The following is an 18602-nucleotide window of genomic DNA, read 5'->3' on the forward strand; positions in this document are numbered from 1 at the left end:
CACGAAAGCCGATGCATGCCGGGCTACTAGTTTGCTCCCCTCTCCCGCAAGTGGGCGAGCGGAGCAAACCGGTGAAACACGAACCGCCGCGAGCCTACCCGTCAACCACTTCATGCCCTAGCTTCTCCGCGATTCCCGACGATGCCCGCGACGATCAGCACCTGCGCGGCCGCATACGTCCACCAGATGCCCAACTGGAAACTGTCGAACGGCACCAGAAAGCGCGCAATGCCGATCATCATGTCCGACGCCGCGAAGCACAGTGCCCCCAGCGCGGTGAACGGCGTCGGCAGCTTCGCCACCAGCGCGGCGCAGACCATCGCCGCCAACACGATGACGTACACCGTGACCGGCCCCGCCAGCGTGCCCAGGTTGGGCCAGAAGCGGCCCAGCATCGTGCCGGCCACACCGATCATCGCGCCGCACGCGACCAGCCGGTGCGCGCGCCAGTCGCCCGCTAGCGGCACCAGCACCCGCAGATAGGCGAGATGCGCGAGCAGGAACGCGCCGAGGCCGCCCACGAACGAACTGCGCAGCGCCGGCACCGCGAGCAGCAAATCCCCGATCGCGGAGCACACCAGCGCAATCACCAGCCAGCGCCGCTCCCTTAACGGGCGATGGAACCACGCGGCACGCGCCAGCATCAGCGCCATCGCGATCTTCCACGCGGGCTGCAGTGCGATCTGGCCGGTCAGCGGCGCGCCGTCGGGCAACTCCATCGCTACCTGCACCAGCAGCGCACCATAGACCACGCCCGCCAGGGTGCCGGCCAGCCACCACTCGCGCACGCGCGCCGGCATCATGAGCGCCAGCCAGCTCATGGGCGGGCTCCGACGGTCAGGCGCGCATTCGGCGCCGCGCCGAACACATCCGGCGCATACATGGCTTCGACGCGCGTCGGCGGCAGCGCGAAGTCGCCGGCGTTGTTCAGGCGCACGGTGTACTCGACCGAGCTGCTGCCCTTGGGCAGGTACTCGTAGTACTCGCGATAAGCCTGTGGCGTGCGTTCCGTGTAAGCGGGCCACGCCATCCCCTTGCGCCGCTCGCCGCGCGTGGCGATGGCCGAATCGCGCCCCAGCCCGCTGCCGAGGATGGTCGCGCCGGCCGGGACCGGATCGCTGACCACCACCCACGTCATGTCGGCCTGCGCATCGATGTCCAGCTTCACGCGATACGTATCGCCACGCGACCACTTGCCCGACACCGCCTGCTCCACCGGCGTCACCGTGCGGCGCACGCGGTAGCCGGCGGCAAGCGGTCCCGGCAGCGGCACCGCCGCCATGGCACGCACCGTGGCCCACGGATGCCCCGCGCCCGCCTGTTCGAGCTGCAGCGTGCCGCCGCCCTCCCCGCTCGGCCACGGCAGGTCGACGCTACCCTGCGCCACGCCGTCGCGGCGCTGTGCGCGGCTCCAGTCGAAGCTGCGCGCGCCTTCCCCCCCACCGCTCACCAACAGGCGCGTGCTGCCTGCCACCGGCGTCTTCTCGAAGGCCTGCGCAAAGCGCGCGATCGCCAGCATGCCCCAGGCATTGGCATTGGTCGTGCCCCATGCCCCGCGCACCTGGCGTCCGATCAATCCCGTGGCAAGCTGCGGCGCATCGTCCTTCCAGCCCGGCAGTTCCGCGGCCAGCGCGAGCAGGCGTGCCGCATTCACGTCGCCGCCGGCCATCAGCCACCACCAGTCGTCGCCGCGCTCGGTCGAGAACGCCAGCCGCGTGCCCTGCACCGTCAGGCGCGCGCGCAGCAGTTGCTGCGCTTCGGCCAGCCGCGCTTCGCGCTGCGGGATGTCCTGCATGCGCGACAGCAGCAGGGTCCAGTCGATCAGCGCCGAGGTCGGCCACTGCGCCGGCAGGATCTGGATCGACCCGAGCATGCGCGCCTGCGCGTGACCCGTGCGCGACAGCGCTTCGAGCGCGGCCAGCTTGCGGACTTCGAGATCCATCGTGGCTGCCGAAGGACTCCACGCATCCGGACGGATGCGGCCTTCGACGAACGCCGTCAGGCCCCGTTCCATCTGCGCGCGCTGTTCGTCAGGCACGCGCAGCGTCAGGCCCGCTTTCGCGGCTTCATCGCTGACCGACAGCAGATAGGCCGTCAGGGCAACGCTGCCGCTCTGGCTGTCGCTGCGCAGCGGAAAGTACGAGGCCAGGCCATTCGCATCGAGGTAAGACGGCAACTGATTCATCAGCGCTTCCCAGGCCGTGCCGTCAGCCAGGCCGATGGCCTTCGACGCGCGCTGCTCCAGGCAACTGAACGGGTAGTTGAGGAACCACTCGCGTACGCCCGGCATGCCGCCCGCGAGCGACGACTGCAGGTTCACCTGCAGGCCGCCGCGCAGCTTGCCGGCCGGGTCCTTGAGCGCATCCGGCGGCGCCTTCACGGGCACCGACAGCCCCGGCGCCAGTTGCGCCAGCGTGGCCTGCTGCGCTGTCACCGGCTCCGCCGGCACGATCTGCTGCGATACCTTGATGCGGTCCGCCGCGCCCCCCGCGCCTTGCTCGGCGGCCTGCACTTCCCACTGGATCGTGCCGCTGCGCGAGTACGCGAGCAGCGCCGGCGCGGTGACGTCCCAGCCGATCTCGCGTGCCTCGCCAGCCGGTATCTGCACGGTCTGCGCAGGCAGCGCGCTGGCATTGTCGACCAGCGCTGCGCGTGCGCTGGCCTGCACCGTCATGGCCCGCTTTGTTGTATTGCGCAGCGTGAACATGGCGCGATAGCGGTCGTCCTCGCGCACCAGCAGCGGCAGGCCGGAAATCAGCTGCAGGTCCTGCGTGGCCGCGATGGTCGCGCTGCCGGTACCGAAGCGGCCCACGCCAAGGTCGGCCACCGCGACGATGCGGAAGCTGGTCAGCGAATCATTGAGCGGCACTTCCACCGTAGCCTTGCCCTCGGCATCGAGCTGCACGCGCGGGTTCCACAGCAGCAGCGTGTCGAACAGTTCGCGCGTCGGACTCTTGCCGCCGCCACCGCCGGCCGGAACCGCCTTGCGCCCATAGTGCCGGCGCCCGATGATTTCCATCTGCGCCGTGGCGGTCTCCACGCCGTAGCTGCGCCGCTGCAGCATGGCATCGAGCAGGTCCCAGCTGTTGTTCGGCATCAGCTCCAGCAGCGCCTGGTCCACCGCGGCCAGCGCGATCTCGCCATTGGCCGCGGGCTTGCCGTCCGGTAGCTTGACCTGCAGCGCGACACGCGCCTTGCCGCGCACGGTATAGGACGCCTTGTCCGGCGTCACGGTGACATCGAGCCGGTGCGCCTCGTTGCCGACGCGGATCTCCGCCAGGCCAAGCCGGAAGGCCGGCCTGGACAGGTCCACCAGTGCAGTCGGCGCCGCGTATTCCTTGCCCTCGCTGCGGAACGCCCGCCACCATTCGCCCGGCTGGCGCCAGCCCCACGTGAAGAACGAATACCACGGCACTTCACGCAGGCGTCCGCGGATCGTCATCACCGACACGTAGACGTTGGGGCCCCACTCCGGCTTGACCTTCACGCGTACCGTGGGATCGCTGCCATGGAGTTCGACCACCTGCGTCTGGAGCACGCCTTCACGCTCCACCGCGACCAGCGCCGTTGCCTCGCGGAACGGCATGCGCACCTGGAACACGGCGGTGTCGCCGGGCGCGTACTGCTTCTTCTCGGGCAGCACGTCGATGCGGTCATGGTTCTCGCCGCCGAACCACAGCTCGCCCTGGCGCGTGACCCATACCGTCGAGGCCGCCTGCGTGCTGCGGCCATCCTTGTCCCGTGCAATCGCCACCAGCTCCACCTGGCCCGCCTGGTCCAGCGTGATATCGCAGCGCGCGCGGCCCTGCGCGTCGGTACGCGTCTCGCACACCGTGCCGAGGTCGCGGCTCTCGCTGCGGTTGTCGTAGCGGTAGAAGCCGCCTACCACGCGCTTGCGCGTCGACGTGGTGAGGCGTGCCCGTGCGTTGAACTTCACCGGCGTATCGGCCACCGGCTTGCCCTGCGTGTCGAGCACCAGGCCGTGCACGGCCAGCTTCTGCTTTACCGATACCCAGCCATCGGTGCGGATACCCGCCACCACGGCGGCAGGCCATACCGGCACGGTCTGGCGCAGCGTCTGGATCTCGCCGTTCGGGTCGGCAAAGCCGGCTTCGAGCACCAGGTCGCGCGGCGCATCGGTCTTCGGCATCTTGCGCAGCATGACAGTCCCATTGCCGTTCTTGTCGAGCGTCACCGCCAGCTTGTCGGCGATCAGCTTCTGGCCGCCGTCGCGAGCCTGGCCTTCGTCGACCTGATCCATCTCCTCGTCGCCGGAGGTGTTCTCGCGCGTGGCGCGCGGCGGCGTGAACGAGTATTCGTCGTAACCAGGGAAGCTGACCCACTTGTCGCGCAGCAACGCGGACACGCGCACCGGCAGGCCAATGGCCGCGCCGCCGGATACGTAATGCACTTCGACACCGACCGGCACTTCAGACGGCGCCATCAGGGCGCCGCCCTTGCCGCCTTGTCCACCCGTAGCTTGCAGCGTGCCGGTCAGTACCGGCAGCCGGAACGCTTCCACGCGGAAACTGCCGCTGGCATAGGTGCGCGCGTGGTTGTCGTCGGCGTCATTGCCGCCACTGGCTTCGGTCTGCAGTTCGACGCCGTAGACCCCGAGCCTGGCCGCGGGCGGCACCTGGAAGCTGCTTTCGGCGCTGCGCCCGCCGGTCGCGGTATTGCGCCACTGCAGCGGCAGTTCGTAGGTCTGGCCGCTGCCTTCATGGCGGATCACCACCGTCTGCGGCAGCTTGCGGTTCGCGGGCGGCAAGGCAAAGCCCTGTGCGGTCTCGGCACGGATGAAATGCTTCATCGACACCGTTTCGCCGGCGCGCAGCAGCGTGCGGTCGAACACGGTATGCGCGCGCACCGTCTGCGCGGCGCTCGCATCGGTCGGCACGTTGAAGCGCCAGGTCTCGATGCCGCGGTTCCAGTCGGACATCACGAAGGCCATGTCCGCCTTGCCGCGCGCCTCCGGATGCGTGGCCGCGATGCGCGCGGAAACAAAATAACCCGACAGGCCATTGCCGTCGCAGCTGCGGCCGCGCACATCGTCGAGCTTGGCGAAACGCACGATGCCGCCGGCATCGGTGCGGCCTTCGCCGAGCAGCCTGCCGGAACAGTCACGCACGGCAACAGCGGCGTCGCGCACGGGCTTGCCGTCATCCAGCGCAGTCACCCACGCCAGGCCGCTCATCGCCCCGTCGCCTTCGCCGCGCGCCAGCTTGAAATGCACGCCAAGGTTGGTGACCAGCGCGGCCGTGCGGACATACATGGGCGCGCGCTTGCCCAGCAGCGCTTCGCCGAGCATGGGCGAGGCGATTTCGACCACATGGAAGCCCGGTTCCGGCAGAGGAATCCCGACCACCTCGAACGGCCGCGGCGCATCGCCGGAAGGCTTTGGCACCGAAAGTTTCTGCACGCCCGCAGCGCGTTCAAGCAGCGACACGGAACGCGCTTCGATCGATGGCGCATTGCGCGGATTGTTCACGCCGTACGGCGATCGGCCGGCCAGCACCGCGTCGAGTTCCGCGCGCGTCCAGCTGGTCTCGTGCATGCGGCGCACCAAGCCGAGCCAGCGCAGCACGGCGCCATCGTCATCGACCTTGAGCTTCATCACCGTGCCCGCCTGCGCCTGCACGCCGCGCACCTGCAGGTCGGCTTCGACGTTGCGCAGCGTCACCGGCAGCAGCGGCGGATAGTCGGCCGGGGCCTTGCCCTTGGGCAGTTCGCCGAAGCGCTCCACCACGCCGAACGGCGCCGCGGCGAACTTGGCCAGCGGCGGCATGGCGGCGGTCGACACCTTGAGCGGGAACAGGTCGGCATTGGACAACGTGCGGCCGCTGTCGTCCTTCAGGTCACGCGGGATCTCGATGGTGAAATCGGCCTTCTCCGGAAACGGTGCAGCGAAGGTAAGCGACGTGACGCTGGCATCTGGTGCGAGATCCGCATCGAACTGCGGCGCGCGCGGGCCCGACGGCATCTTCAGCACCACGTGCTCGGCCAGCTTGCGCCCGATCGGCGCCGAGAACGAGATCGTCATCGGACGCAGTGGCGTGCATGGCGACTGCGCGTGCTCGCGTTCGCAGCTGAAGCTCGCGGTGAATGGTTCACGCACCGTGTAATCGAAGCGGCGCTCGTCGCGCGTGGCGATGCCCGACGGCGTGGCAATGCCCGCGCCAAGCACCAGCTGCATGCGCGCGCCAGCCGGCAGCCGCTGCTGGCAGGCCAGCAGGTGGATCGCGTCGGGCGCGTCCTTGGCCAGGCGCTTCCAGTAGATGGCGTCGAGCACGGCGTCGCGCTCCTTGCCGGCCAGCAGGCGCACGGGGATGCGCTCGCCCAGGCCTTCCGCCTGGCACCACGCGTGATCGCGCACCGAGGCCGCGGTGGCCGCGCCATTGAAGCGCAGCGCGAAGACCTGGTCCTCCTCGATCTCGCCGCCCGACGGACGGCTGGCCACGACCGTGGGGCCGCCGGTCTCGAACCGGTACTCGGCCTTGCCCGCGTAGGGCTTGCCGGCCACGCTGCGCAGGCTGGCGGACATGCGCACGGAACACCGCACACCGGGCGGCAGGTCGTGCTCGAAGTCGAACACCCAGTTGCTGGCATCGACCCAGCGTCCCTGCCCGGCCGTGGCCGCGCCGGTACAGGAGAGGGCTGCCGGCGCAGCAGCCTTGACGTCGCCCATCGGCACCATGGCCTCGTCGAAGCGGATCGCGATCTGGCGCACCTGCGGAACCGTTCCCTCTGGCGAGAAGCGCGTGACCTGCGCCGCGAACGCGGCCGACACCGACAGCCATGCCAGTACGCCAGCCATCGCGACACGGCCTGTCGACGCGTGCTGGCCAAGTTCCCGACCCCGTCGGGCAACGATTCCCATCATCCTGCGATCCTCCCGTCAAAGCACCCGGCGAGGGTGACATGTGACGTTTGGTAGTGCAAGGCCGGCACGCAAACCTGCAGCGCGGCCGACAAAAGTTTCAGCGCAGGTGCGACAGCGGCAAGGCGCCTTCGCTCTTGAGCGCGGTGAGGACGATGTTGGAACGGATGCTTTCCACGCCCGGCACCCGCATCAGGCGCTTCATGGTGAATTCGGCCAGCGTGGGCAGGTCGGGCACGACCACGCGAATCAGGTAATCGGCCTCGCCGGCCACGGAATAGCACTCCTGCACTTCCTCGAGCAGCAGGATTTCCTCGCTGAAGCGTTCGGTGATGGTGTCGCCGTGGTGCGCCAGCTTGACGCTGATAAAGACCAGTACGCCCAGTCCCAGCGCCTGCGTCGACAGGCTCACGCGATAACCCGTGATGACACCGTCGGCTTCCAGCCGGGCCAGCCGCCGGCCTACCTGGCTCGACGACAGGTGTACCCGCTCTGCCAGCTGCTGGTGGGTGGAGCGCCCGTCGGCCTGCAGGGCCGCGAGCAGCGCCAGGTCGAAGTGGTCAAGGGAAACCATACGCAATTCCCGCATTAATCGTCTTATTGACGCGAATTATACGCGCCATTAACGCCATAAGATCCGATTTTGCGGCTTAATTTCACCAACGGACGCCTAAACTACGCAGATAAACCGCACACAGCGCACCGCGCCAAACCCAGGAGACAAATTCGATGTCCGCTATCGCCAGCGCCCCCGTTCAAGAAGCCCCCGGCCAGTTTGACGGCGCCTTCCAGGGCACCATGACGGACAAGCTCAGGGAGCAGTTCGACGCCGGCCTGCTGTCCGGCCAGACCCTGCGCCCGGACTTCACCATCGCGCAGCCGGTGCACCGCTACAGCAGCACCGACCACGCCATCTGGCGCAAACTCTATGAGCGCCAGGCGTCGATGCTGCGCGGTCGCGTCAGCAACGAATTCCTGCAAGGCCTGGCGACGCTGGGCATGGAAAAGGACCGCGTGCCCGAGTTCGACCAGCTCAACGAGACGCTGATGCGCGCCACGGGCTGGCAGGTGGTCGCCGTACCGGGCCTGGTGCCGGACGAGGTGTTCTTCGATCACCTGGCCAATCGCCGCTTCCCGGCCAGCTGGTGGATGCGCAAGCCCGAGCAGCTTGACTACCTGCAGGAGCCGGACTGCTTCCACGACGTGTTCGGCCATGTGCCGCTGCTGATCAACCCGGTGTTCGCCGACTATATGGAAGCCTACGGCAAGGGCGGCCTGAAGGCGGCCGGCCTGGGCGCGCTGGACATGCTGGCGCGGCTGTACTGGTACACGGTGGAATTCGGCCTGATCCGCACGCCCGAAGGCCTGCGCATCTATGGCGCCGGCATCCTGTCCAGCCAGGGCGAGTCGGTCTACAGCCTCGATTCGGCCAGCCCCAACCGCATCGGCTTCGACGTGCGGCGCATCATGCGCACGCGCTACCGCATCGACACCTTCCAGAAGACCTACTTCGTGATCGACGACTTCGAGCAGCTGTTCGACGCGACCCGGCCGGACTTCGCGCCGCTGTACCAGGAACTGCGCGACCTGCCGACGCTGGGCGCGGGCGATGTGGCCGCGGGCGACCAGGCGATTCATGCCGGCACCCGCGAAGGCTGGGGCGACAGCGACGATATTTGACCGCAGTCGGCTAACCGCACGGTTTTCTGCTTTGTGAAACAATGCCGGCAAGCCCGCCAGGGCGGGCCGGCTTTTTCTTTCAACTGATCGAGCCCAACATGACACCCCTTTCGCCCCAGGCGCGCACCACCCTGCTCGCCGATCTGCCCGGCTGGACCGACGTCGACAACCGCGACGCCATCCATAAGCGCTTCACGTTTTCCGATTTCAACGCCGCGTTTGCGTTCATGACACGCGTCGCCATCCAGGCGGAGAAAGCCGACCACCATCCCGAGTGGTTCAACGTCTACAACCGCGTCGACATCACCTTGTCCACGCACGACGCCAACGGCCTGACCCAGCGCGACATCGACCTGGCCCGTTTCATCGAGCGTGCGGCCGCCTCGCTGCAGGTGGCGTAAAGCGCGCACCGGCGGTACTGAAGGCAAACCGAAAGGAAGACCTGCGCCGTGGCCTGTACAATCTGCGGATCGCGGTTTCGCGTGTGCGCCACGCCGCGCCTGCCGCATCCTGTCTTCCTTCCCGGCTGATCCAGCCATGCCCGACGTCCTGCCCGAATTGCCGCCATGCGAATCCTGCTGATCGAAGACGACCGCCAGATCGCCAGCGGCGTCGAAGCCGGCCTGACACGCGCCGGCCACCAGGTGCGCGTGGTCCATGACGGCGTCTACGCCACCGAACACCTGCTGCGCGAGCAGCACGACCTGGTCATCCTCGACCTGGGCCTGCCCGGCATCGACGGCATGACGCTGCTGGCGCGCTACCGCGCCCGCAACCGCACCACGCCGGTCATCATCCTGACCGCCCGCGACGAGCTCGAAGACAAGCTCTCCGGCCTGAACGCCGGCGCCGACGACTATCTCGTCAAGCCGTTTGCCCTGCCCGAACTCGAAGCCCGCGTGCGCGTGCTGCTGCGCCGCAGCCAGCATGGCGAAGCCGTGCCCGACCGTGATGTGCGCCTGGGGCGCCTGCGCCTGTCGGGGAACGATCGCCGCATGTTCATCGACGGCAAGCCGCTGGAACTGTCGCCACGCGAGTTCGCGGTGCTGGAACTGCTGCTGCAGCGCCAGGGCCGCGTGGTCAGCAAGGCCCAGCTGCAGGACCACCTGGCGACCTTCGCGCATCCGGCCGGCGAAGGCGGCGATACCGTCGGCGATACCGCCATCGAGGTCTATGTGCACCGCGTGCGCAAGAAGCTCGAGGAAAGCGACGTCGAGATCGTCACGGTGCGCGGCTTCGGCTACCTGCTGCAGGTCCGCGCCGGCCAATGAGCGCGCGCGCGTGGCACGGGCCGGGACGGCGCCGGCCGGCTGACTGAAGCTTCCGCGCCATGTGGCCGCGATCCCGCATCTCCCGTTCCGCTGCCGAACCCGGCACCCCGTCGCCGCCGCCGCAGACCCGCCGCACGGCGCAGGCGCCGCGCGTGGCGGTCAACGCCAGCCTGCGCGTGCATTTGTTGCGCGCCCTGGCCACGCCGCTGTTCGCGCTGGTGCTGGTGAGCGGCTCGCTCTCGTACTGGCTGGCCGCGCACTACACCACGCAGGTATTCGACCGTGCGCTGTATGGCGTGGCGAACAGCATCGCGCAGCAGATCCGCATTGCCGGGCCACGGCTGGAGCAGGACATCCCGATGATCGCGCAGACGCTGGTCGAGGCCGAAGGCACCGACCGCATTTACTGGCGCATCCATGGCCCGGACGGGCTGATCGGCGGCATGGACACCTGGCTCGGCTACGGCACCGGCCAGACCACGCTGCACGACGCACGCCTGTTCTATGCCTGGTTCAGCGGCCGCCAGGTCCGCGCGGTGCGGCTGCCGATCATGCTGCCGAGCGCGGCAACCGATGAACTCGGCACCAGCGAGGACGGCAAGGCGACGCGCGGCCCCATCGTGGTGGAAGTGGCGGAACTGCTGGACCGCCGCGAAACGGCGGCCAACGAGATCCTGCTGTCGGTATCGGTGCCGCTGATCCTGCTGCTGCTGGTGGGCAGCCTGATCCTCTCGCACGTGCTCAAGGAAGAGCTGGTGCCGCTGCAGATCCTGACCGACAAGCTGAACCGCCAGACCGCGCGCTCCCTCGCGGCGCTCGACGAAACCCAGGTGCCGGCCGAAGTGGCGCCGCTGATCCGCGGCCTGAATGCGCTGCTGTCGCGCCTGCGGGACGCGCTGGACGCCCAGCGCAAATTCATTGCCGATGCCGCGCACCAGTTGCGCACGCCGCTGACCGCCGTGAAGCTGCACGCCGACCGTGCCATGGAAGCCGATTCGCTCGAAGTCGCCCGCCACGCACTGCGCGAGTTGCAAACCGCCTCCGACCGCGCGGTACGCCTGTCCAACCAGCTGCTGTCGCTGGCGCGGGCAGAGCCCGGGCTGTCGCTGGAGCGGCTGGGCCCGGTGGAGTATTTCGACCTGGCTGCGCTGGCCTTCGAGACCGGCGCGGAATGGGTGCCTCAGGCGCTGGCGCGCCGCCTCGACCTGGGCTTCGAGGTCCTGCCGGGCCCGACCTTTACCGGCGGCTCGCCGGCCATGGTGCGCGGCAACCGGCTGCTGATGCGCGAAGCCCTGTCCAACCTGATCGACAACGCCGTGAAATACGTGCCCCCGGGCGGCCGCATCACGGTACGCGCGGGCGGCGAGGCGCTCGGCAATCGCGGCATGGCCGTGGTGATGGTGGAAGACAATGGCCCGGGCATCGCGCCCCAGCGGCGCGAAGAGGTCTTCAAGCGCTTCTTCCGTGGCGATCGCCAGGGCGACCAGGTGCCGGCGACCCAGGCCGCTGGCGCCGGGCTGGGGCTCGCGATCGTGCATGAAATCATCGGCCTGCACCACGGCACCATCCGCATCGAGGATGTGCCGGCCGGCAACTCGGACACGGCGGCAGATACTGCCCGCGAGCCGGCCGCGAGCCCTGAACGGCGCCCGACCATGCGCTTCGTGATCCGGATCCCGTGCGAAGCGGCCGGGCTGGCCGCCTGACGCGAGCGGCTCAGGCCGCGGCCAGGCTTTGAGCCAGGCTTACTTGCTACCCGACTTCCTGTTCTTGGGCGCAAGCATGGTGCCGCGGCATTCCGGATTGCCGCAGCGGCACTCAAATTCCTTCTTCAGCTTCTTCGTATAGCGGGCTTCGATCACCAGCCCGTAGTCATAAAAGAGCTCCTCGCCGGCCGCGATATCGCGCAGCGCGTGGATAAACACCTTGCCCTTCTTCTCGCGCGCCTCGCAGTTCGGGGCGCAGGCGTGGTTGATCCAGCGCGCGCGGTTGCCGCCGAACTTGGCATCGATCACGCTGCCGTCGTCCAGGCTGAAATAGAACGTGTGGTTGGGATCGGTCGGGTCGTGCGGGTGGCGTTCCAGCGCCTTCTTCCAGGAAATGTGCTCGCCCTTGTATTCGATGACGCGCTCGCCCTCGGCGATCGGCGCCAGCGCGTAAACGCCTTTGCCATGCACGCCCGACTGGCGTACCTCGATGCGGTCGCTCGCCGACTTGCCCGCCTTGCTTGCCTTGCCGATGTCCTTGCGCTTTGCCTTGTCAGCCATTTGCCTTTCCGTGCTGGTCGCTTTCCGTTGCATTGCAGGCGCCGATCCGCTCGACGCGATCGGGATGATACCGGCGTGCCCGGGCACCGTATACGCGGGCCTCGACATCGACGGCGCGTATACGTCGAATCACAACCCGGAAGCGGGTCGCATCAGGCCGCCAAAGCCTTATACGCAACCACCGGGAATGTGGATAAGGGCGCCCGTTTCTGTGGATAAGAAGCCGGATTGCATGTGGGCTGCCTGGGGCTGGCATGGGGACGCGACTGGAACAAGTTTGGCCATCGGCGAGCGCGTTTTCCGTATACCCGGAAGTCATCCACGTCCGCCAACACTGCATCCCTGTGGTTTTCGTTTACGTAAACCTTTGATCCGCCTGATGTTTACCTGCTTATCCACAGAAAACGCCCCCGTTTACCTACTACCACTATTTGTATACATGAAAAGAAAGATGTAAACCCAACGGACCACCCCTCGCGTGGCCTGAAAGCCGAGGTCGGGAACGAGGATGTAACCTGCCGCCGGGGCCAGTTGCCACGTCGACTGCGCCTACCCGCCGTATACGTCGACCGAGGTATACGCAAAAAGCGCTGCAAACCCCATGTGGGGACCTGCAACATAGTGCATGTGGGTAGTGGAGGCAGGGAGCGAGGCCGCCTCGGGTGATGCGGGATGCCGGCGCAAGCCTTGGGAAAGGGCCGTACAGGCCTTTGGAGCCTGCTCAGGGCACTCCGGTACCCAACGGAAGGTCGTATGGCTGCCAGGCGCGTATACGCGCTTAAGGGCGCCGAGGCGCCTCAACAGGGCAGAGCAGCGTAAACCGCACATAGAGCGCCGCTTTACCATGGGTAGAGGGGCTGAGGGTCAGCAAAGTCACGGCCAGAAGCGGCTTTCCGGATAGCTTCTCGTAACAATCTCGTCCAGTGCGCCTTGTCCGGCACGGTATCATGTGGCCCGCGACGTCTTTGCCGGTCCGGTCCGCTAGCGGCCTTCCGTGCCTGGACGTCTGTGTTTTATCAACTCGATACGGAGTGAAGCATGACGAAAACCGAACTGATCGACGCTATCGCAGCCGGTGTGGACGGTCTGACCAAGGCAAAGGCCGAGCAGGCACTGAACGTGACCCTGTCGGCCATCATGGACGCCGTTGCCAAGGGCGATACGCTGAGCCTGGTCGGCTTTGGCACGTTCAGCAAGGGCGAGCGCGGCGAGCGCATGGCCCGTAACCCGCGCACCGGCGAAGAAATCAAGGTGGAAGCAGCCAAGACGGTGAAGTTCAAGGCTGGCCAGAAGTTCAAGGACGCCGTCAACCAGTAAGCCCGGAAAGTCCGGCGGGCCACTGCGCACCCCCGGCTTTGCATGTTCCCGCCATGCCGCCACCGTGTCGCCCAAGGGCGCAGGTGCGCGCCGGGCGGGGAAACGTTATCCACAGTGCCGGCAGGAGACTTCTGCAAAGGCCTGTGTACCCGGGCCCGGCCCGTCCAGCGGCTGGCCGGCAAGACCCGCAAACAGCCGTTCAGGCACGGTTGATCAAGGCCGCGGCATGGACGGCGCAACATTGGGGGCCATATGCTTCCCCGATCGGACCAGGGCACCTTTCCACAGCGTTATTCACAGCGCTTTCCACAGCGGATTCCACAGGTTTCTCCACAGGCGCGGGGTTGGGTTCTCGGTGCGGCCCTCGCGCTGGCACTGCTCGCTGGCTGCAGCACGGTAAGCGAACCCGCGCGCCCGCAAGCCACTCCCCTGCCCGACCTGGAACAGCCCGTCACCACGCCGGGCGCGACGGCGCGCGAACGCATCGTCGAAATCGCCATGCAGGAATGGCGGCGCTGGGGCTCGCAGACTGTGCGGCTGGGCCGCGACGATACCGCGTGCGTGACGTTCAGTCCGCTGCCCGCGCCACCACCGCTTGAAGCGCAGGCCGACACGGACAGCCTACCGGCCCAGGGTTCCGCCGACCAGGATGCGGACCAGGACAGTGCCGGGGCCGGCTGTGTTTCCTTTCCGGATGGCACCGGCATGGAAGCCACGCCGCTGGGCTGCCAGATGGCGCGGCGCTACTGGGGCATCGTCGGCCAGGCGCCAGATTGCCGGCAGGTCACGCGGCCATCCTGGGCATGGTCGGCGGTGTTCATTTCGTGGGTCCTGCGCAAGGCCGGACTCGACGACCGCCAGTTCCTGACCGGCCAGTCACATTCGATGTATGTCGCGGACGCGCGCGACGGCATCCTGCCCCGGCCCGCCTTCCGCATTGAACCCGTTCCTGCGCTGCCGCGCACCGGCGACATCATCTGCGCGCCACGCGGGCGGGACAGGTACCTCGATGACATCGCCGAGATCGGCTTTGGCACGACGCCTATGCATTGCGACATCGTGGTCTCGGTGGATCGCGCCGCGCGGCTGGTGAAGGCCATTGGCGGCAACGTCCAGCAATCCGTATCGATGGAGGAGATCGAACTGGGCGATTCGGGTCTGCTCGATGGCGTGACCAACTCGCATATGCCCTGGCTGCTGATCATGCGGAATAATCTGCAGTAGATTATTCGCGTGACGAATCAGATTTTTAATATTTATAGTGTGTTGATTGGTTGCGTAGATATGCTCAGGGAAACAGTTCGAGCTGCGACGTATCGCGATCGCTCGTGCCCACGCCGACGCCCAGTAACCGTACCGGCAAGCCGCGCCGTGCATGGCCCTCGGCCAGCAGGCGGGCGTAGGTATCGCGATCCGGCGCGTGGCCGCGGCATTCCACTGTAGTCTGGCGGAAGTCCGCGAAGCGCAGCTTCACGGTGAGCTTGTCGATGGTGTCGTGCGCCTGCGCCCGGGCAATGCGGGCTTCGAGCATGGCGATCAGGGGCTCCAGTTCCGCCAGGCAGGCCTGCAGGTCGGGCAGGTCGTCGGCATAGGTCTCCTCGACGCTGATCGACTTGCGTTCGCGCTCGGGCGATACCGTGCGGGGGTCGATGCCGCGGCACAGGTCATAGAGCCGCGCGCCGAAGCGTCCGAACTCGCGATGCAGCCGGTCCGCCGGCCAGTCGCGCAGATCGCCGCAGGTCTCGGCGCCCAGGCGCTTGAGCTTGGCCGCGGTGACCGCACCCACGCCATGGATGCGTCCGACCGGCAGTTCGGCGATAAAGGCGTCCACTGCCAGCGGCCGTACCACGAAGAGCCCGTCGGGCTTGTTCCAGTCGCTCGCGATCTTGGCCACGAATTTGTTCGGCCCGACCCCTGCCGATACCGTGACGCCCACCTCCTCGCGCACGCGCCGCCGGATTTCCTCGGCGATGCGCGTGGCGCTGCCGCCGTGGTGCGCACACGCGCTCACATCGAGATAGGCCTCGTCCAGCGAAAGCGGTTCGACCAGGGCCGTGTACTCGCGGTAGATGGCGAAGATCCGGCGCGAGACCTCGCGGTACTTGTCCATGGCCGGGCGCACGATCAGCAGGTCGGGACAACGCCGCAGTGCCTGCGCCGACGACATGGCCGAGCGCACGCCGAATGCGCGTGCCTCGTAGTTGCAGGTGGCAATCACGCCGCGCCGGTCAGCGGCACCGCCAACCGCCATGGGGCGCCCACGCAGCGACGGGTCGTCGCGCATTTCGACCGACGCGTAGAAGCAGTCACAGTCGCAATGGATGATCTTGCGCTGGACGGCAGGTTCTCTGGACGGAGGCGGGTTGGCGGACATGCGGAGAAGGGATGGTGGAACGTCTCCATCCATCGAAGCTATTTATGATGATGTCGTTGATGGCTGCTACGTCATTTGTCGTATCGATGGATTCAGGCCAAAATGGTACGATCCGGCTTTGTATTTCATCAATGCAATGAATGAAAGATGATCATTGATTTGCTATTTCATCTTTCACGTTCATGGAATTGGACTTTTGCCGGGTGCCCGCCCACAGTCCTTCCGCCGCATACATCACCAGCGATATCCAGATCAGCGCATAACCCATCTGCTTCTGCGGCGGAAACGGCTCATGCCATAGCCAGACGCCGAGCAGCAGCTGCAGCGTCGGGCCGGTGTACTGCAGCAGGCCCAGCAGGGACAGCGGGATACGCCGGGCTCCGGCGGCAAAGAACAGCAGCGGCACCGCGGTGACCGGACCTGCCATCAGCAGCAAGAATTGCGTACCTGGTGCTGCGTGCCGGAAGCTGTTCTGGCCGGTGGCGAACAGGTAGGCCAGCGCCGCGGCGGCCAGCGGGAACAGCAGCAGCGTCTCGAGCGACAGGCCTTCAAGCGCCCCCAGGGCGCCCGTCTTGCGCCGGAGCCCGTAGCCGCCGAAGGTCGCCGCCAGTGCCAGGGCAATCCACGGCAGCTGGCCGGAAGCGATCGTCAGCCAGGCCACCCCGCCTGCCGCCACCGCGATCGACAACCATTGCCCCGGCCGCAGACGTTCATGCAGGAACATCACGCCGAGCAGCACGCTGAACAGCGGGTTGATGAAATAGCCCAGGCTGGCATCGACCACGCGGTTGGCCGACACGGCCCAGATATAGAGGAACCAGTTGCCGCACAGCAGCGCGGCGCTTGCGGCGAAGGCGAGGATCAGGCGCCGGTCCGTGACCACCTTGCCAAGCCAGGCCCACTGGCGCCTGACGGCCAGGATAGCCGCCAGGAACACCAGCGACCAGACCATCCGGTGCAGCAGGATTTCGGCCGGCGCGATGCCGGGCAGCGACTTGATGTAGAGCGGGAGCAGCCCCCAGATGGTGTAGGCCAGGAGTGCGTAAAGGATGCCGAGTCGCATGGAGAGTTCCGATAGATGCTGCGCGCGATTCTACCGGCGGGGGTGTTTTGTTGCCGAAGCGCGGCAGGCTCCGGCATTGCATTCGCCCAAAACAAAAAACCCCGTGCCTTCACAGGAACACGGGGTTTGCGCTGACGGGGACGGGTCTGCCCCCGCGTCGCGTCCTTACAGCTTGCGGGAGTAGCTGAACTGCGCGAATGCTTGCTCGGCCACGTTGAACCAGGCTGCCTCGTTGTTGCGGAACACGCGCCAGTCGTCGTAGATCTTCTTGAACGACGGGTTCTTCGCGGTTTCGTCGGCGTAGGCTTCCTGCGTCGCCTTGAAACAGGCCTCCATGATTTCCTTGGAGAACGGGCGCAGCTTCACGCCGTTTTCCAGCAAGCGGGCCAGCGCCTGCGGGTTGACCGTGTCGTACTTGGCCATCATCGTGGTGTGCGCCTCGATCGTGGCGGTTTCCAGCGCGCGCTTGTACAGCGCCGGCAGCTTCTCGAACTCGCTGGCCGAGGCGTAGAACGACAACTGCGCGCTGCCTTCCCACCAGCCCGGGTAATAGTAGTACGGCGCCACCTTGTAGAAGCCGAGCTTCTCGTCATCGTACGGGCCCACCCACTCGGCTGCATCGATAGTGCCCTTTTCCAGCGCCGGGTAGATGTCGCCGCCGGCGATCTGCTGCGGCACCACGCCCAGGCGCGACAGCACCACGCCGGCAAACCCGGCAATGCGGTACTTCAGGCCCTGCAGGTCGGCCACGGTCTTGATTTCCTTGCGGAACCAGCCGCCCATCTGCGCATTGGTGTTGCCGCCCAGGAAGTTGACGACGTTGTATTCCTTGAAGAACTCGCGCATCAGCTTCATGCCGTTGCCTTGCAGCATCCAGGCATTCTGCTGGCGCGCGGTCAGGCCGAACGGGACGGTGGTGTCAAAACACAGCGTGGGGTTCTTGCCGAAGTAGTAGTAGCCGGCGGTATGGCCGATCTGCACGGTGTTGTTCTGCACCGCGTCCAGCACCTGCAGGCCCGGTACGACTTCACCGGCGGCGAAGACCTTGATGTTGAACTTGCCGTCGGTCAGCTCCTTGACGCGGGTGGCCAGCAGCTCGGAGCCGCCGAAGATGGTGTCCAGCGACTTGGGGAAGCTCGATGCCAGGCGCCATTCCACGGCAGGATTGCTGCCGACGACGGCCGGGGCGGCAGGGGCGCCTGCGGCCGGTGCTGCGGCCTTTTCATCCTTGCCGCATGCGGCAAGTGCCCCGGTTGCGGCCACTGCCGACGCTTTCAACAGGAAGGAACGACGCTGCATTGACTTCTCCTCTTTTATAGATATTGGTGCGGATGCGGGCCTGGGCGCCGATCGTGTCATCGCGCCTTGCACCGACCGTGACGGGCCCTTGGCCGGGATGGTGCCGTGGGCGCACGCGGTGCGTGTTGCGGACGAGAACCCTTGCGATGGCGGGACGATATCCAACCGCCTTGAGACACCCGTTCGTAACAGGCCGGAGCTGTCTTACCCGAAAGACAAGACCACCGATTATAGCGGTGCCTTTTTCGGCACGGAGCCCTGCGCAAGTCCGGGTTTTCGCTAATCTGGAAGGCGGCTTCGCAATCGGAACATCGCGTCCGAAGCCGTGCCATGCGCCCTGCCCTTTTCGTATTGTGATTAGGACAACGTAGTGGGATTTTGTAACCCGGCTTGCGGTCAAATCGTGCGGCTGTTAAAAAAAGACCCCCACACCGGGTCTGCCGTACCGGTCCGT

Annotated in this window: 13 protein-coding genes; 6 read left to right on the plus strand and 7 right to left on the minus strand. The window is 66.8% G+C overall.

The features are described from left to right. Positions 1 to 110: 110 nt before the first annotated feature. The 3 genes from ACIGJC_RS15590 to ACIGJC_RS15600 all read right to left on the minus strand — a co-directional run bounded on the left by ACIGJC_RS15590 (position 111) and on the right by ACIGJC_RS15600 (position 7451). Positions 111 to 821, minus strand: coding sequence for a lysoplasmalogenase (locus tag ACIGJC_RS15590; protein WP_483709878.1), 711 nt, complete (start codon positions 819 to 821; stop codon positions 111 to 113). Continuing rightward, on the minus strand, positions 818 to 6880 hold the full coding sequence (locus ACIGJC_RS15595; RefSeq protein WP_483709879.1) for an alpha-2-macroglobulin family protein: 6063 nt from the start codon (positions 6878 to 6880) through the stop codon (positions 818 to 820). Before ACIGJC_RS15595 ends, ACIGJC_RS15590 begins: the two co-directional genes overlap by 4 nt. Positions 6881 to 6977: 97 nt before the next feature. Then, entirely contained in the window at positions 6978 to 7451 is a 474-nt protein-coding gene (locus tag ACIGJC_RS15600; protein WP_483709880.1) for an Lrp/AsnC family transcriptional regulator, read from the minus strand. Between the two features lie 155 nt (positions 7452 to 7606). On the opposite strand from ACIGJC_RS15600, the gene phhA reads away from it, so the two are divergent. The 4 genes from phhA to ACIGJC_RS15620 all read left to right on the plus strand — a co-directional run bounded on the left by phhA (position 7607) and on the right by ACIGJC_RS15620 (position 11534). Beyond that, positions 7607 to 8557 (plus strand): phenylalanine 4-monooxygenase, encoded by a 951-nt coding sequence (gene phhA / locus ACIGJC_RS15605; protein WP_483709881.1) that lies wholly within the window; start codon positions 7607 to 7609, stop codon positions 8555 to 8557. A gap of 98 nt (positions 8558 to 8655) precedes the next feature. Then, on the plus strand, positions 8656 to 8958 hold the full coding sequence (locus ACIGJC_RS15610) for a 4a-hydroxytetrahydrobiopterin dehydratase (RefSeq protein WP_483709882.1): 303 nt from the start codon (positions 8656 to 8658) through the stop codon (positions 8956 to 8958). Positions 8959 to 9123: 165 nt separating this feature from the next. Beyond that, positions 9124 to 9828 carry a response regulator transcription factor gene (locus tag ACIGJC_RS15615; RefSeq protein WP_211952709.1) on the plus strand — a complete coding sequence of 235 codons (705 nt, stop codon included), beginning with the start codon at positions 9124 to 9126 and terminating at the stop codon, positions 9826 to 9828. Between the two features lie 59 nt (positions 9829 to 9887). Then, positions 9888 to 11534 (plus strand): sensor histidine kinase, encoded by a 1647-nt coding sequence (locus ACIGJC_RS15620; protein WP_483709884.1) that lies wholly within the window; start codon positions 9888 to 9890, stop codon positions 11532 to 11534. A gap of 39 nt (positions 11535 to 11573) precedes the next feature. On the opposite strand, the gene ACIGJC_RS15625 is transcribed toward ACIGJC_RS15620, so the two are convergent. Then, complete coding sequence (locus ACIGJC_RS15625) at positions 11574 to 12095, minus strand: SET domain-containing protein (RefSeq protein WP_483709885.1); 522 nt, start codon at positions 12093 to 12095, stop codon at positions 11574 to 11576. 1038 nt (positions 12096 to 13133) lie between these two features. Between ACIGJC_RS15625 and ACIGJC_RS15630 the strand changes: the two genes are divergently transcribed. Both ACIGJC_RS15630 and ACIGJC_RS15635 read left to right on the plus strand, forming a co-directional pair. Further along, the gene (locus tag ACIGJC_RS15630; protein WP_211952706.1) at positions 13134 to 13412 is read left to right on the plus strand and encodes an HU family DNA-binding protein; all 279 of its coding nucleotides are present in this window, start codon (positions 13134 to 13136) and stop codon (positions 13410 to 13412) included. A 252-nt stretch (positions 13413 to 13664) separates the two neighbouring features. Next, positions 13665 to 14636, plus strand: coding sequence for a DUF2272 domain-containing protein (locus ACIGJC_RS15635; RefSeq protein ID WP_483709887.1), 972 nt, complete (start codon positions 13665 to 13667; stop codon positions 14634 to 14636). A 64-nt stretch (positions 14637 to 14700) separates the two neighbouring features. On the opposite strand, the gene dinB is transcribed toward ACIGJC_RS15635, so the two are convergent. The 3 genes from dinB to ACIGJC_RS15650 all read right to left on the minus strand — a co-directional run bounded on the left by dinB (position 14701) and on the right by ACIGJC_RS15650 (position 18148). Further along, positions 14701 to 15786, minus strand: coding sequence for a DNA polymerase IV (dinB, locus tag ACIGJC_RS15640; RefSeq protein WP_483709889.1), 1086 nt, complete (start codon positions 15784 to 15786; stop codon positions 14701 to 14703). 151 nt (positions 15787 to 15937) lie between these two features. After that, positions 15938 to 16849: an EamA family transporter RarD gene (gene rarD, locus ACIGJC_RS15645; protein WP_483709890.1), complete on the minus strand. Its 912-nt coding sequence runs from the start codon at positions 16847 to 16849 to the stop codon at positions 15938 to 15940. Positions 16850 to 17014: 165 nt separating this feature from the next. Continuing rightward, positions 17015 to 18148, minus strand: a complete 1134-nt coding sequence (locus ACIGJC_RS15650) for a TRAP transporter substrate-binding protein (protein ID WP_483709891.1) — start codon at positions 18146 to 18148, stop codon at positions 17015 to 17017. Positions 18149 to 18602 lie beyond the last annotated feature (454 nt).

Source organism: Cupriavidus sp. C3SS-1 (assembly GCF_057073755.1).